This is a genomic window from Labrys sp. KB_33_2 (assembly GCF_052114505.1).
Classification (GTDB): Bacteria; Pseudomonadota; Alphaproteobacteria; order Rhizobiales; family Labraceae; genus Labrys.
Genome location: NZ_JBFREW010000002.1, coordinates 21,763 through 36,129 on the forward strand (window position 1 = coordinate 21,763; position 14,367 = coordinate 36,129).

Genomic DNA, 14,367 nt, shown 5'->3' on the forward strand with positions numbered 1-14,367 from the left:
ATATGCATATAGTAACCGGTTACTGCAAAGGCCTAAGGCATGGAAGCGCGTGTTTTCGACCAGTCCGAAGGCCCGTCGGCCATCAAACAGGTTTTGTCTTCGCCGCTTTACCGTGGCGCGACCATGGCGATGTTCCTTTCCGGCCTCGCAACGTCGGCGGCGGCTCCCCAGATCGTGCTGTTCCTGGTGAAGGAATTGCGCATCTCCCTGCCGGTCGCTGGTCTGTTCTATCTGACCAGTCTGGTGGCACCCATTGCCGGTTATGTCGTCGGTAGCTACTCCGACCGAACCGGCAACCGCCTCGGTCTGTTCCGGATCTGCGCAATCCTGGGCTTCCTAGGCTGGGCCGGCATCGCAATCTCAACTGCGGCGTGGATGCCGTTCGTGATGAGCGCTTTCTTCCTGGCGTTCTCCGTGGCAGCCGCTTCACAGGTGTTCGCGGCCCTTCATGATGATTTGGGCCGGGGAGGAGGGCGAGCCAATGAGAGCGTTGTCGCCATCGTCCGCATGGCCCTTACTGCAGGCTGGGTTCTGGGACCGGTGGCCGGGACATGGCTTGCTGCCGAAGCGGGTTACCGCACCATGTTGTGGGCAACGGCACTGTGTTTCCTGTTGCAGATCGTACCGCTGGGTACCTTGAACGTTTCAGTGCCGCCAAGGCAAAGCACGCCAGCACTGCCCGCCGGGAGCGGTCAAGTCGCATCGTGGCGGTCAATGCTGCCTTTGCTGGTCTTCACCGGCTTTTTCATTCTCGTCTACGGTGGGGAATCAATCAAATACGGTTTCCTGCCGCTCTATATGGAAGAAACACTCAGGCTGGATGCCGGAACCCGCGGCGCTGTCATCGGTATTCAGCCTTTCGTGGAACTGCTGATCATGCCCTTCAGCGTCGTTCTTGGCCGCAGGATCGGATTTCTCTGGCTGATGTCACTGGCCGCAGCACTTGGCGTTGCGGCCAATATCTGCTTTGCTGTCTGGAGCACGGCAGCCGGAATGTTTGCTGGCCAGATTCTCATGGGCGGCGTGTGGGGCGTGTTCGCGGCACTTGGCATCATCGTTGCCCAACGGCTCCTCCCACAAGCGGTCGCCACAGCATCAGCCATCTTCATGAGTTCGGCGGCACTCAGCACAGCTCTTGGAGGCGCGACCGGCGGGCTTGGAGTCGCCTTGGTCGGACTGCCGAATGTGTTCTTCTTTCCCGCCGCTTTCTCCGCCGTTGCCGTCATCGGATTGGCTGCGATGGCCCGCTCCTCTGAGTTGAAATAGTTTTGCTCGAGCGCTGCGCGTCAACCGATCACCTCAGCCGGTTCTGTCAGAGCAAACCATCGTCCGGCAGCACGACAGGGACCTTGCCTGCCGGATTCCAGGTAGCGATTACTTGGAGCACACGATCGTGCCGTCGCCGGCGGGCCTCTTGCAGTGTTGTTCTCCGCGTCGCCGATCAAGTCCGTGAACAGCTGAGAATCTACCTTGTTCATGGCTTTTACCCGTCGCCCATTTCGGTAGCACGGTTCGGCGCAGACGGTGCCGCGATCGGCGCAGCGCACGGGTCCGCTCGAGATCGACATAAGAGGTTGACAGGGCAGTCGAGTTGATAACAATCTGTACACGTTAAATGTTAAATTCTAATGAGATCGATCTCATTAGGGAGGAAAACGTGAAAGCCATGAATTATCTCGCCGGCTTTGCAATGACCGGCGTTGCCTTGGCCATGGGTGCGGTTGCTCCAGCATCGGCCAAGGACGTCAGATCGGTGGGTATATCGGTGGGATCGCTCGGCAATCCCGGCTTCGTGATCATCGCCAACACGGCGACCCAGATCATCAAGAAGGCCTATCCCAAAGCACAAGTGACCACCGTCGGCTACGACTACGACCTCGGCAAGCAGGTCAACCAGATCGACAATTTCATCGCTGCCGGTGCCGACTTCATCCTGCTCAATCCCGGCGATCCCAACGCGATCACCCCGGCCATCAAGAAGGCGCAGGCGGCCGGTATTCCCGTCGTCGCCTTCGATACGGCCGCCGAGGGAGCCGATGCCGTAGTAATGACCGACAATATCATGGCTGGCAGTGTTTCCTGCCAGTATATCGCCGACAAGCTCAAGGGTGCCGGCAATGTCGTCATTCAGAACGGGCCGCAGGTTTCTTCGGTGATCGACCGTGTGGTGGGCTGCAAGCAGGTACTAGCCAAATATCCCGACATCAAGATCCTGTCGGACGACCAGGACGGCAAGGGATCGCGCGACGGCGGCATGGCGGTGGCGCAGGGCTATCTGACCCGCTTCCCCAAAATCGATGCGATCTTCACCATCAACGATCCGCAGGCTATCGGCACGGCGCTCGCGGCCAAGCAGGCAGGTCGCAGCGAGTTCTTCATCACGTCCGTCGACGGCTCGCCCGACATCGAGTCCGCCTTGAAGGATCCGGCCCTGGACATGATCAAGGCCTCGGCCAGCCAGGATTTCTATGCCATTCCCAAAGTCTCGGCGCAGACGGCAATGGACCTGGTCAACGGCAAGAAGCCCGAGAAGCCCATTATTCTGATTCCCTCCGCCCTGGTTACCCGCGAAAATGTCGGCGACTACAAGGGATGGAATACCAAGCACGACGACTGACACCATCGTCTGGCTCAAGATGGCCTCCTCCTGCCCGAGGAGGCCATTTCAATCCTGAAAGTACAGGCCCATGCTCCCGCTCAATACTTCGACACTTGCCTCATTCGGCCCGACCGTGACCAGGCCGATCTACGACCGGAGCCGGCTGCGGGCCGGGATCGTGCATTTCGGGGTCGGCAATTTCCATCGGGTGCACCAGGCAATCGCCATCGATGCCTGCCTTCATCATCCCGGACATGAGGATTGGGCGATCTGCGGCGTAGGCCTGACGGATGGTGCCGCTGCCCGCACCAAGGCCGATGCCTATCGCCGGCAGAACAATCTCTACACGGTGACGCAACTCACCTCGTCGATGCCGAAGCAAACGCAGGTCGTCGGGGCGATGATCGACTATCTGCATGCTCCGGCGGATCCGGAAGCTGTGCTCGCCCGCCTCGCTGATTCCGCGACCCGCATCGTCTCGCTCACCATCACCGAAGGCGGCTACAATATCGACGAAGCCAGCGGCGCTTTCCGTCTCGATACCCCCGACATCCGCCACGATCTGGCGGGCGGACCGCCCCGGACAGTGTTCGGCTATATCGTGGCTGCGCTGGCGCGCCGGCGCCAAGCCGGGCTGCCGCCCTTCACGGTGATGTCCTGCGACAATCTCCCACGCAATGGCGACACCTCGCGTCTGGCCGTGATCGGTTTTGCCCGCGCTCTCGATCCCGGTCTTGCCGATTGGATCGAGGCGAATGGTGCCTTCCCCAACTCGATGGTCGACCGCATCGCACCGCAGGTGCCGGAAGACGAGCGCCGACGCATCACCACCGGTATCGGCGTCGACGATTTCGTCGCCGCCACCTGTGAACCCTATACGAGCTGGGTGGTGGAGGATCGTTTCTGCGCCGGGCGGCCGCAGCTCGAACTGGCCGGGGTGGTGTTCAGCGATGAGGTGCCGGCCTATGTCGCGGTGAAGGGGAGGCTCTCCAACGCCGCCCACATGCTGATGTGCTATCCATCCTTGCTGATGGGTGCCCGCCTGGTCGACGAAGGCATGCGCTACCCCGACATTCCCCGCCTTCTCCACGCCTTCTGGGAGCGAGACGTCCGGCGCCTGGTCGAACCGCCCGCCGGCTATTCGACGAAAGACTTCACCGACAAGGTGATCGAACGTTTCGCCAATCCCGCGATCAAGGACCAGCTCCTCAGGGTAGCCGGCGACGGCGCCTCCAAAATCGTGGTCTTCCACGGCAAGACGATCGGCCAGTTGCTTGCCGGCGGTGGCGAGCTCGACCGCGAGGCCTTCCTGCTTGCCTGCTTTGCCCGCTATCTAGGCGGCGTGGATGATCAGGGCGTTGCCTTCGAGATTTTCGAACCGCGCATCGGCACAGCCGATTGGCAGAGGCTGAAGGGTGGCGATCCCCTGGCCGTGCTCGACATCGAGGCTTTTGCCAGCCTGGGTCTTCGCCGAAGCTCGGCCTTCGTTGCGGCCTATCTCAAATCCCTAGGGGCTCTGGCAGAGCAGGGCGCTGCTGCAACATTGGTGCAACTGCTGAGATCACGGCATTGAGTTGGGGGCAGGATGAACACAGGCCAGAGGCAAGCCTTCCTTGAAATGCGGTCGGCGCCCTGATCATCGCCGTGCTCTCCAACGGCCTGATTCTGATCGGTGTCTCCGACATCTGCCAGTTCATCATTAAGGGCTTGATCATTATCGGAACCGTCGCTCTCGACCGCCTGCGATCTTCCGGCGACGCCCGGACATAGAAATCGATACTCACTCGTGAGGTCGATAGGGCCCCGCCCAAGAATCTGCCCTGTCCTTGGGCGCGTGGCCCTTTTTTTCGAGAGAGCCCACGAAACGGCTTCATTGCGTGATCTCAACAATGAAAACCAGAAACGACCGCATCATCGTCGTCGACGCATACGAGATCATGCTGGCTGGGAGCGAGCAGGCTCTCCCTCCCTATCGCGGCCTGCCTTGCCGAAGCCGGCATCGCTCCTGGCGAAGTGGCGGTGATCGGGGATGGAGCCCGCAACGCGCTGTGGGTGCGGATTCTCGCCGATGTGCTTGGCCGGCGGCGAGGCGATCGCCGTAATTGCCACCAAGTCCGCCAATCTTGGACGTTGCCAAGCCGAGGGCCGAGCTGATGCAGGCCTATCCCGATAATTTTGCGGCCTTCTCGACGGCTCCTATCGGTTGTCGAGGGTGGTGCTCTAAAAGACTCTTATAGCAAGAGGCATTTTCAATAACTCCTGGTTCCGTCCAACGATTTTTGCCAAATCGTCGATTTGGTGTCTGAGATCGTCAGGTGTTCAAACCCCCGTTGCGCCAGCATCTCCGGGGCTTGGTATAAGGTCAAAGTGTGTATGGGTCGTCGACATGGACTTGACCCCACGACATAAGCCGAAGCTAAATATTGGCGATCCATCAAAACTGAACATCGAAGGATGCCGGTGGGAGTGCTGGCGCAGGGGAGTGGAATGAAGATAGGCGCACTGAAAGAAATATGGGCGGGTGAGACGCGGGTTGCGGTGACCCCGTCGTCCGCGGCGCACCTTGCCAAGCTGGGCCATGAAGTCTTTGTCGAGGCCGGCGCTGGAACTGCTTCCGGTTTTGGCGATGCCGACTATGTGAAGGCGGGCGTCGTGGTGGCCAATTCTGCCGCCGATCTCGTCGAGGCCGTCGACGTGGTGGCCAAGGTACGCCAGCCCAGCGATGCGGAACTGGAGCGCATGAAGAGCGACCAGACGCTGATCTCCTTCTTCTACCCAGGCCAGAACCAGGAACTGCTCCAGCACGCGAAGGACAAGGGCGTCACCGCGGTGGCCATGGACATGGTACCCCGCATCTCGCGCGCCCAGAAGATGGACGCCTTGTCCTCGATGGCCAATATCGCCGGCTATCGGGCGGTAATCGAGGCTGCCAACAATTTCGGGCGCTTCTTCACCGGGCAGGTCACTGCCGCCGGCAAGGTGCCGCCGGCTAAGGTACTGGTGATCGGCGCCGGCGTCGCAGGCCTTGCCGCGATCGGCGCAGCCCGCGGGCTCGGGGCGATCGTGCGCGCCTTCGACGTTCGGCCTGAAGTCGCCGAGCAGATCGAGTCGATGGGTGGCGAGTTCCTCTTCCTCGATTTCTCCGACCAGCAGGATGGCGCTTCGACGGGTGGCTATGCCGCGCCCTCATCGCCCGAATTCCGGGCCAAACAACTCGAGCTGTTTCGCGCACAGGCGCCCGAGGTCGATGTCGTCATCACCACGGCCCTGATCCCCGGCCGCGACGCTCCGAAGCTGTGGACCGCCGACATGGTGGCGGCGATGAAGAACGGCTCGGTCGTGGTGGACCTTGCCGCCGAACGCGGCGGCAATTGCGACCTGACCGTGCCGAACGAGAAGATCGTCAGCGAGAATGGCGTCACCATCGTCGGCTATACCGACTTCCCCAGCCGCATGGGCGCGCAGGCTTCCGAGCTCTACGCCAACAATGTCCGCCACTTCATCGCCGACCTGACACCTGCCAAGGACGGCATCATCAACCACAATATGGAGGATGACGTGATCCGCGGCGCGACCGTCACGCGGGATGGTGCCATCACCTTCCCGCCGCCGCCGCCTAAGATCGCGGCCATTGCCGCGCAAAAGCCGAAGGAGAAGGCCAAGGAGCTGACCTTGGAGGAAAAGCGGGCCAAGGAACGCGCCGATTTCAGGGCACAGACCCGCTCGCAGTTCACCCTGCTCGGCATCGGCGCCGTGCTGATGCTGATCGTCGGCCTCTATGCGCCGCCCAGCTTCCTCGGCCATTTCATCGTCTTCGTGCTGGCCTGCTTCATCGGCTTCCAGGTGATCTGGAATGTCAGTCACTCGCTGCACACGCCCCTGATGGCGGTCACCAACGCGATCTCCGGCATCGTCATCCTGGGCGCACTGCTGCAAATAGGGTTCGGATCGTGGTGGGTGATCCTTCTCTCGGCGATTTCGGTACTGATCGCCTCGATCAACGTCGTAGGCGGCTTCCTCGTCACCCGGCGCATGCTCGCCATGTTCCAGAAGTCGTAAGGGGATCGCCATGGAATACGGATTGACCACGGCGATCTATGTTGTTGCCGCCATTCTCTTCATCCTGTCGCTCGGCGGCCTGTCGGGGCAGGAGAGCGCCAAGCGCGCCGTCTGGTACGGCATCATCGGCATGGCGCTGGCGGTGCTCGCCACCCTATTTGGCGCCGGCTCGGGCCATTTCTATCTGACGGTGGTGATGATCGCCTTCGGCGCGCTGGCCGGCTGGTATGTCGCCAATCGCGTGCAGATGACGGAAATGCCGCAGCTGGTGGCTGCCTTGCACTCCTTCGTGGGCCTTGCCGCGGTGTTCATCGGCATCAATGCCGAGATCACGCTGCAGGATGTGGTCGCGGCTCATGCCTCCGGTACGGCAGAGACCTTCACGGGCTTTGCGGCGGTGCTGGCGCACAAGACCTCGGCCGAGATCGCCATGCTGAAGGTCGAGGTCTTCCTCGGCATCTTCATCGGCGCGGTCACCTTCACCGGCTCGATCGTGGCCTTCGGCAAGCTGGCCGGCAAGATCGACGGCAAGGCCCAGAAATATCCTGGCGGCCATGCCCTCAATGCCGGGGCAGCGCTGCTCTGCCTGGTTCTGGGCATCGCCTATTGCATGGGCGCCGGGCTGTGGGCGCTTTTGTTGATTACGCTCGCTGCCGGTTTCATCGGCTGGCACCTGATCATGGGCATCGGCGGGGCTGACATGCCGGTGGTGGTGTCGATGCTCAACTCCTATTCGGGCTGGGCGGCGGCGGCGATCGGCTTCACGCTGGGCAACGACCTCCTGATCGTCACCGGCGCGCTGGTGGGCTCGTCGGGCGCGATCCTGTCCTACATCATGTGCAAGGCGATGAACCGCTCCTTCGTGTCGGTCATTCTCGGCGGCTTCGGCGGCCAACAGCAATCGACCATGCAGATCGAGGGCGAGCAGGTCGCCATCGATGCCGACGGCGTGGCGTCAGCGCTCAACGATGCCGAAAGCGTTATCATCGTGCCCGGCTACGGCATGGCGGTCAGCCAGGCCCAGCAGTCGGTCAGCGAGCTGACGCGCAAGCTGCGCGCCGCCGGCAAGAACGTGCGCTTTGCCATCCATCCGGTGGCGGGCCGGCTACCTGGCCACATGAACGTGCTGCTCGCCGAGGCCAAGGTGCCCTACGATATCGTGCTGGAGATGGACGAGATCAACGAGGACTTCCCCTCCACCGACGTGGTCATCGTCATCGGCTCCAACGACATCGTCAATCCGGCAGCCCAGGAGGATCCGGGCAGTCCGATCGCCGGCATGCCGGTGCTCGAAGTGTGGAAGGCCAAGACCGTCTTCGTCTCCAAGCGCGGCCAGGGTACCGGCTATTCGGGCATCGAGAACCCGCTGTTCTTCAAGGAGAACACGCGCATGTTCTACGGTGACGCCAAGAAGTCGATCGACCAGCTCCTGCCCATGCTGGCCTGATCCAACGGGGCGATATCGGAATATACATGGCAAAGGTCGCTCCCGGCATATGGGAGCGACCGGAGGCTTCCTCCCGAGGAATTGCGGTGTTCGACATTCACCGGTCCCTGGCACTGTGAAGCAGCATAGAAATTGGCCGAGGGTGCGAGGCCGTTTTCCAAGATCATCATTCAAGGCTCGCAAGAGGCCTTCGCAGTATCAGGGTTTCTTGGCCTTTTTTCAGTTCGCGCGGCTGGTACGCATCCCAAGATAGGTCAGGGGCGGACTGCCGAAGGCGCGCTTGAACATGATCGTGAATGCGGCCGGGTTTTCGTAGCCCAGGTCGATCGCAACCGTCGTGACGGGCTCGCCCGCCGCCAGACGGGGCATGGCAAATAATAGACAGGCCTGCTGGCGCCAGGCCAGGAAACTGAGACCCGTCTCGAGCCGAAAAACGCGCGTGAACGTGCGCCGGCTCATGCCGAGCGCTGTGCTCCAGTCGTCGATTTGCTCGTGAATGTTCGGTCGTTCGACGAAACGTCGGCAGCGGAGAGCCAGCGGGCCGTGCGAGGGGTAATTCAGCGAAAGCGGCAGGGCCGGCATTTGCTGCATTTCATGGCGTATCAACTCCATCAGTGCGCCGGAGCGGCTATCGAGGTCGTATTCGAGTGGTAGGCTGAGCGCCTCGGTCATGAGGCTTCGCATGAACGGCGAAATGCCGACGACCTGGCAGTGGGCAGGCATGCTCGGAACCGCGTCAGGCTCGAGATACAGGCTTTGCATGCCGACCACGCCGACCATGCGAACATGATGGGTCGTGCCGGGTGGAATCCACATTCCGCGTTGCGGAGGCATGACCCAAGTACCGTCCGGTGTCGCAAGCACGACGACGCCGGACGCGCCGGAGATCAACTGCCCGCGTCGGTGATGGTGAGGCGGGACGATGAAGCCATCCGGATAATCTCGGCCGATCGCGATAATCGGCCGGGGGATGTGATCGACGGTGTCGATATGAATGTCCCGCATGTTGGCCCACTCTCGTAGGATTTTGGCCCAACATTGGTGGCAGGCCGCATGGCCACTCGGTACGCTGCCGATCGGCCGAACACAAGCTCTCCGTTCCGATCGGCGATGGCTTTCTCCGAGGATTTTCCCGTGTCTACCCGAACTCTACCGCGTCAACATACATCCCCCCAACCGCAGACAAGGACAAAGACAGTATTCACCGTCTTGGGGGCGGCGAGTTTTTGCCATTTGCTGAATGACATGCTGCAGGCGCTCCTGCCGGCCGTCTATCCGATCCTTCAGGGCAATTTCGAACTCAGCTTCGCACAGGTCGGTTTTCTAACCTTCATCTACCAGATCACGGCATCGCTGTTTCAGCCCTTCATCGGTTACTATACCGATCGCCGGCCCATGCCATATTCCCTGCCTGTGGGCATGGCTTCATCGATGTCGGGTTTGCTGACGCTCGCCTTCGCACCCAATTATGGCGTGCTGCTGATCGGCGCCATGTTGCTCGGCCTCGGCTCCTCGATCTTCCATCCGGAATCGTCACGCATTGCTCGCCTGGCGTCCGGCGGCGCCCATGGTCTGGCGCAATCGCTGTTTCAGGTCGGCGGCAATTTCGGATCGGCGCTCGGTCCCTTGGCGGCCGCCTTCTTCGTGCTGCCTCGTGGACAGGCCGGGCTCGCCTGGTTCGCGCTCGCCGCTCTTGCCGGCATCATCATCCTGACGGCGCTGGGGCATTGGTATCAGCTCAACGGTCACGCAAAGCGGGCATCGCACAAGGCTCCCGGCCATCATCCGACACTGACACGCGGTCAGGTTTCGCGGGCAATGGCCGTACTGATCGCGCTACTTTTTTCAAAATATATCTATCTCGCCAGCTTCACGAGCTATTACATCTTCTATCTCAAGGACAAATTCGGCTTGGCCACGCAGACGGCCCAGATCTATCAGTTCGTCTTCTTCGCGGCCGTCGCATCCGGTACCATTGCCGGCGGGCCGATCGGTGACAGGCTCGGGCGCAAAGTCGTGATCTGGGTTTCGATCCTTGGCGTGCTGCCAATCACCCTGCTGCTGCCGCATGTCGGCCTGACCGCAACCGCCGTGCTGAGCGTGATCATCGGCTTCGTGATCTCCTCTGCCTTCCCGGCGATCGTGGTCTATGGGCAGGAGCTGATGCCGGGCCGTGTGGGCATGGTATCGGGCCTGTTCTTCGGCTTCATTTTCGGGATCGGTGGCATCGGGGCAGCCGCACTCGGCACGTTAGCGGACCGGACCGGCATCGACTTCGTGTTCCAGCTCTGTGCCTTCCTGCCGGCACTCGGCATTCTCACGGTGTTGCTGCCGAACCTGCGAGGGCACGAGTCATCGCAGGCATGAGGGGCTGGCGGCGGCGCTCACTTTGCTGTGCGGCATCTGAGCCTGGAACAGACGTTCGGGCACAAGTCCCATGGATAGCGAGCCCACGTGCGCGAGAGCGCGCGCGGGATCACCGGTCGAAGGCTTTGACCACCGTAGATACGAAGAGGGAAGCGGCAAAGAGCAGGAGCACCAGTGCCCCTATACGGGCGAACAACCGCGACGAAGCCATGAGTCTGAAGCGCGAGGCGAGCCCGGCGCCGATCATGGTCCAGACGAGGCCTGCCGATGGGATGAGTACCGACAACCAGCAAAGATAGGGAAGGGCGGCCAATATCTGGCCGTCACGCAGGTGCGGTACGATCGACAGCGTGAACAAGAGTGCCTTGGGGTTGAGGAGCGTCACGAGGAAAATGTCGCGACTGCCCGATCGCTGGCTAAGGCTGCATTTATTGACGTGATTCCGGCGATAACAGCGACTGCGGCTGCTTTACGCTTCATTGTTCCTCCCTCCACTGACAATACGAAACCACACAGGCCACAAGTCTGCTGCTTGCAGTCACAAGGCTTGTTCGGATTTCAGCGCTGTACTTATTCTTGAGTTGGCGAATTGGGACTTCTTGTTTCTGCTGCCGACATAGGAGGCCAAGAGCATTGATTGGCCACGCTAGCGTTTGCCGCGCGCTGAACATCGTCCGGTTGGACTATCGCTGTAGTTGCGATCGTCATTTTGGAAACGCCCATGGCGTGCATCCATGGCGGCATCGCTTCTCGATGCCGATCGTAAGGCCGCCAACCGCGACGGCCTGAAAAGGACGGGACACCAATACCCAGTCTGGTGTCGCACCGGCTGAAATAGCAGCCGACGCCTGACAACTCAGTGGCATGTTACGGCAGGTCTTAGATGAGCTCCATTCGATGCAGCTTTATACCAAGGCGGCGTTCGTCCGAATTGATGCCGAGCGTCTTGGGACTAATCGCGGTGTCCATGCCGATCGAAATTTCCACTATCGAACCTGCCGTGGCCGGTGGGAGGGCAATCTGCAATTCGCACGTTTCGGCGGTTGCCAATACCATTTTCTCGGTGAGGCCGACGGGTTGTGAAGAAATAACCAGTTCCTGTGGGTGATCCGCATCCGGTACAAAGGCGCTGAGTGTCAGAACCAGTGTCGATGCCGTCCCGTCATTGCAGGCAGGTACCTGAAGAACAGCCAATATGCCGTCGCTCCAGACGCCATCCGGTTCTGTTCCGCTCCAGCCGAACACGCAATAGGGTTGGATATTCGTCGTTGCTTCGCCTCGCGAGAGCGGCGAGAGGGCAGTGGCCGTCGCGGGCGACGGAAGCCCCCAGTTCGCCCCGAATAGACGACGCACCGGGAGACCTGGGGAAGGAAGACTTGGCGTTTGAACGGCTTGATTGAGCAGGTCCCCCCAGAAGGGAGCGCTCGAAGCCCTGCCATCGATGCGCTGAAACGGGCCAACCACGCCGGGTTCGACAAACTCCACATCGGGGTCGATCAGCCGGCTGGCGGGCTTGTCGAAATACATGGCTTCTGTCGCGACACTTGATGAAAGAGTGACGACTGCCCCAAGCCAGGGAGCCGTCATCAAGGCGTAGATGTTGTCGCGCGTAAAGCGGCTTCTGGGCAAGGCGCGATGCAGCGTCGCAAGATCGGGATTGCCAGGGGCATAGGGATGCGGCTTCAGCAGAATTTGGCGTCCGGCAGCGATCTCGTTCAATCGATGGGCAAAAGGCGTTGCGCTTTGAATGCGGCTCCCGGCAATCAGGCTGCTGTCATCGGGAACTTGTCCTGCGAACACGATTGCCTCCGGCTGGGCAGGGAGCGGCTGAATTCGGGCTCTAAGGTCTGCTGCGCCGGCAGCAATCTGTTTTGACGGAACGGATTGTTCGGCAAGCAACGTCTGGAGCACGGGATCGTTGCTGCGCATTCGCAAGAACAAATCCTCACAGAAGCGGATGGGATCAATCGAGATATCGATCAGTCTTTGTCCGTGTGCATGCAGACCACGTATGAGATTGGGAGGCATCTCGAAGCCCAGCACCAGATCAAAGGCTCGAAGCCGAGCAAGTGTCGGCATGATCAGGTTACTGACGTCAGGGTGGGAAAAGACATGCGCCCAGCCACTTTTGTCCCGCGGCCAACCATGCCGTGCTGCGAGATCCTCGAGCAGGGTGGGGCCGCCATCCGCCAGGATCGAGACACGCTCGACCTCGACGCGAAGTGGTCGCAAAATCTGAAGGAACCGATTGTAGAACCAGTGGCCAATGACGGGATCGGCTTCCGGCATTCCGAGCACGCTGGAACGAAAAATGTCGTGGATGGTTGCTATTCTCATCGGTCTTTATTGGCCGAAAGGTGTTGCGGGAAATATAGTCGATTGGCGTAGAATTCGGTAAATTTTATCGATGCCGGAAGGTGTGGCCAATAGCAATGCAGGATAGGGATCAAGATTGGATTATCCTGGATCTTTGATCCCAGCTTTGATGGGGTATGCATATCATCTGAAACAAAGGATGCGCTGTAGGCCAGATTCTGTATGGGAGCGCCACAACGACAGAGATGCTCGCCGACGATACGGTATCCGCTGTGTCACCATCTCGGCGCCCTGCCGGAATCATGGGATCGGTGACGCCAGCATTTTACAAGTGGAAGGCGCAATACGGCGGCATGAATGTATCGCTGGCCAGGCAGATGAAGGGATGAGAACGCCCAACTCAAACCGACGCTAGCGCATGTGATGTTCGACAATGTCGCGGAGAGATCTGGTGGGAAAGAAATGGTGACGCCCCCTGTCGCGCGGAAGCCCGTCAGCACATCCGGTCGAACCCAGGGAATGAGCGACCGGCGGGCATGTGAAGCCGTCGGCTGCGCTGCCGCCGCATGATGATCCGATGCAAAACACTCGCTCCAACCACGCCACGCTTCGGGAGCGTAAGCAAGTCATTGCACACGAACGCCGCTGTTTCTGCCAGGGTGCCCCTTGCGTGAGGTTGCGACCGTGGGCTTCTCCAAAGGTAGGAACGTTGCTGGCATGAACCCCGGCGGATGGGCGTGGCAGCTTGTCTGTCTTGAGGAGATTGATCTTCGTTCGGGAACGGGCCGATGTAAATCGAATGCTCTCAGACGACCCTCTTTTATCTGGATTTGTTCAAAGAGAGCCGCTGGTGGAAGCAAAATTCGAGAAAACTCAAAATAGTGGTGGCGAGGACTTCGATTGTTTACGGAGCGTCCTTTACACTGGCCCGCAATTGCCTGAGAATCCAAGATGGCGCAGCGATCGGGTCCACAATGCTGCGCTCATAAAGAAAAACGTCACTCACTTCGATATCAACACAACAAGAAAGTGATTGAACATGCTTGAAGAAGACACGAGTTTGCTCGACCTGACCGCCGACATCGTCTCTGCCTATGTAGCCAACAATCAGGTCGCCACAGCTTCCCTCGCGGATCTGATCCGTTCGGTGCATGGAAGCCTTACTGGTCTGAATAGTCCAAAGCCGGTTGAAGCGGACAGACCGCTGACGCCTGCCGTTCCGATCAGGAAGTCCGTCACCCCGGATCATCTGATCTGTTTGGAAGACGGTCGCAAATTCAAATCGCTGACGCGGCATCTGCGAACAGCCTATGACCTGACGCCGGTGCAGTATCGGGAAAAGTGGCGGCTACCCAGCAACTACCCCATGGTTGCACCAAACTATTCGGCTCATCGCTCTCGCCTCGCAAGGGAACTCGGCCTTGGCCAAGTGCGCCAGAAAGCCAAGAGCGAGCCACCGCCGCCTCCCGCCCCAAGCAAGGGCAGAAGGAAAAAGGCGTCATAGACGTTCGTCACCTCGGTCTAATGACGATCCCGATCTCGCCGGCTCCAGCAGGGCCGGCGAGTACGATCCAAGCCA

At 60.3% G+C, this 14,367-nt stretch carries 10 protein-coding genes and 1 pseudogene; 8 read left to right on the plus strand and 3 right to left on the minus strand.

From position 1 onward, the window contains the following. Nucleotides 1-39 precede the first annotated feature (39 nt). The 6 genes and pseudogenes from AB4037_RS03475 (at nucleotide 40) to AB4037_RS03500 (ending at nucleotide 8,105) form a co-directional block, all read left to right on the plus strand. Nucleotides 40-1,266: an MFS transporter gene (locus tag AB4037_RS03475; protein WP_441770542.1), complete on the plus strand. Its 1,227-nt coding sequence runs from the start codon at nucleotides 40-42 to the stop codon at nucleotides 1,264-1,266. A gap of 400 nt (nucleotides 1,267-1,666) precedes the next feature. Next, on the plus strand, nucleotides 1,667-2,617 hold the full coding sequence (locus tag AB4037_RS03480; protein WP_441770823.1) for an ABC transporter substrate-binding protein: 951 nt from the start codon (nucleotides 1,667-1,669) through the stop codon (nucleotides 2,615-2,617). A gap of 70 nt (nucleotides 2,618-2,687) precedes the next feature. Further along, nucleotides 2,688-4,172 carry a mannitol dehydrogenase family protein gene (locus tag AB4037_RS03485; protein ID WP_434960453.1) on the plus strand — a complete coding sequence of 495 codons (1,485 nt, stop codon included), beginning with the start codon at nucleotides 2,688-2,690 and terminating at the stop codon, nucleotides 4,170-4,172. Nucleotides 4,173-4,222: 50 nt separating this feature from the next. Further along, nucleotides 4,223-4,369 (plus strand): annotated as a pseudogene (locus tag AB4037_RS03490) (ribose ABC transporter permease); the annotation flags it as partial. A 717-nt stretch (nucleotides 4,370-5,086) separates the two neighbouring features. After that, nucleotides 5,087-6,658, plus strand: a complete 1,572-nt coding sequence (locus AB4037_RS03495; RefSeq protein WP_434960454.1) for a Re/Si-specific NAD(P)(+) transhydrogenase subunit alpha — start codon at nucleotides 5,087-5,089, stop codon at nucleotides 6,656-6,658. 10 nt (nucleotides 6,659-6,668) lie between these two features. Further along, on the plus strand, nucleotides 6,669-8,105 hold the full coding sequence (locus AB4037_RS03500; protein ID WP_434960455.1) for an NAD(P)(+) transhydrogenase (Re/Si-specific) subunit beta: 1,437 nt from the start codon (nucleotides 6,669-6,671) through the stop codon (nucleotides 8,103-8,105). A gap of 219 nt (nucleotides 8,106-8,324) precedes the next feature. Here the strand turns inward: AB4037_RS03500 and AB4037_RS03505 are convergent, their stop codons facing one another. Next, nucleotides 8,325-9,110, minus strand: a complete 786-nt coding sequence (locus AB4037_RS03505; protein ID WP_434960456.1) for an AraC family transcriptional regulator — start codon at nucleotides 9,108-9,110, stop codon at nucleotides 8,325-8,327. A gap of 240 nt (nucleotides 9,111-9,350) precedes the next feature. On the opposite strand from AB4037_RS03505, the gene AB4037_RS03510 reads away from it, so the two are divergent. Further along, nucleotides 9,351-10,472, plus strand: a complete 1,122-nt coding sequence (locus AB4037_RS03510) for an MFS transporter (RefSeq protein WP_441770543.1) — start codon at nucleotides 9,351-9,353, stop codon at nucleotides 10,470-10,472. 109 nt (nucleotides 10,473-10,581) lie between these two features. Here AB4037_RS03510 and AB4037_RS03515 read toward each other — a convergent pair whose 3' ends face one another. Both AB4037_RS03515 and AB4037_RS03520 read right to left on the minus strand, forming a co-directional pair. Beyond that, nucleotides 10,582-10,857 carry a LysE family transporter gene (locus AB4037_RS03515; protein ID WP_441770544.1) on the minus strand — a complete coding sequence of 92 codons (276 nt, stop codon included), beginning with the start codon at nucleotides 10,855-10,857 and terminating at the stop codon, nucleotides 10,582-10,584. A gap of 494 nt (nucleotides 10,858-11,351) precedes the next feature. After that, nucleotides 11,352-12,809 (minus strand): hypothetical protein, encoded by a 1,458-nt coding sequence (locus tag AB4037_RS03520; protein WP_441770545.1) that lies wholly within the window; start codon nucleotides 12,807-12,809, stop codon nucleotides 11,352-11,354. A 1,018-nt stretch (nucleotides 12,810-13,827) separates the two neighbouring features. On the opposite strand from AB4037_RS03520, the gene AB4037_RS03525 reads away from it, so the two are divergent. Next, complete coding sequence (locus tag AB4037_RS03525) at nucleotides 13,828-14,292, plus strand: MucR family transcriptional regulator (protein ID WP_441770546.1); 465 nt, start codon at nucleotides 13,828-13,830, stop codon at nucleotides 14,290-14,292. The last annotated feature ends 75 nt before the right edge of the window (nucleotides 14,293-14,367 follow it).

What these genes read in the sequence shown, in the direction of transcription:
- AB4037_RS03475 (WP_441770542.1), top strand. Translation starts at nt 40, where the DNA reads ATGGAAGCGCGTGTTTTCGACCAGTCCGAAGGCCCGTCGGCCATCAAA.
- AB4037_RS03480 (WP_441770823.1), top strand. Translation starts at nt 1,667, where the DNA reads ATGAATTATCTCGCCGGCTTTGCAATGACCGGCGTTGCCTTGGCCATG.
- AB4037_RS03485 (WP_434960453.1), top strand. Translation starts at nt 2,688, where the DNA reads ATGCTCCCGCTCAATACTTCGACACTTGCCTCATTCGGCCCGACCGTG.
- AB4037_RS03495 (WP_434960454.1), top strand. Translation starts at nt 5,087, where the DNA reads ATGAAGATAGGCGCACTGAAAGAAATATGGGCGGGTGAGACGCGGGTT.
- AB4037_RS03500 (WP_434960455.1), top strand. Translation starts at nt 6,669, where the DNA reads ATGGAATACGGATTGACCACGGCGATCTATGTTGTTGCCGCCATTCTC.
- AB4037_RS03505 (WP_434960456.1), bottom strand. Translation starts at nt 9,110, where the DNA reads ATGCGGGACATTCATATCGACACCGTCGATCACATCCCCCGGCCGATT.
- AB4037_RS03510 (WP_441770543.1), top strand. Translation starts at nt 9,351, where the DNA reads ATGCTGCAGGCGCTCCTGCCGGCCGTCTATCCGATCCTTCAGGGCAAT.
- AB4037_RS03520 (WP_441770545.1), bottom strand. Translation starts at nt 12,809, where the DNA reads ATGAGAATAGCAACCATCCACGACATTTTTCGTTCCAGCGTGCTCGGA.
- AB4037_RS03525 (WP_441770546.1), top strand. Translation starts at nt 13,828, where the DNA reads ATGCTTGAAGAAGACACGAGTTTGCTCGACCTGACCGCCGACATCGTC.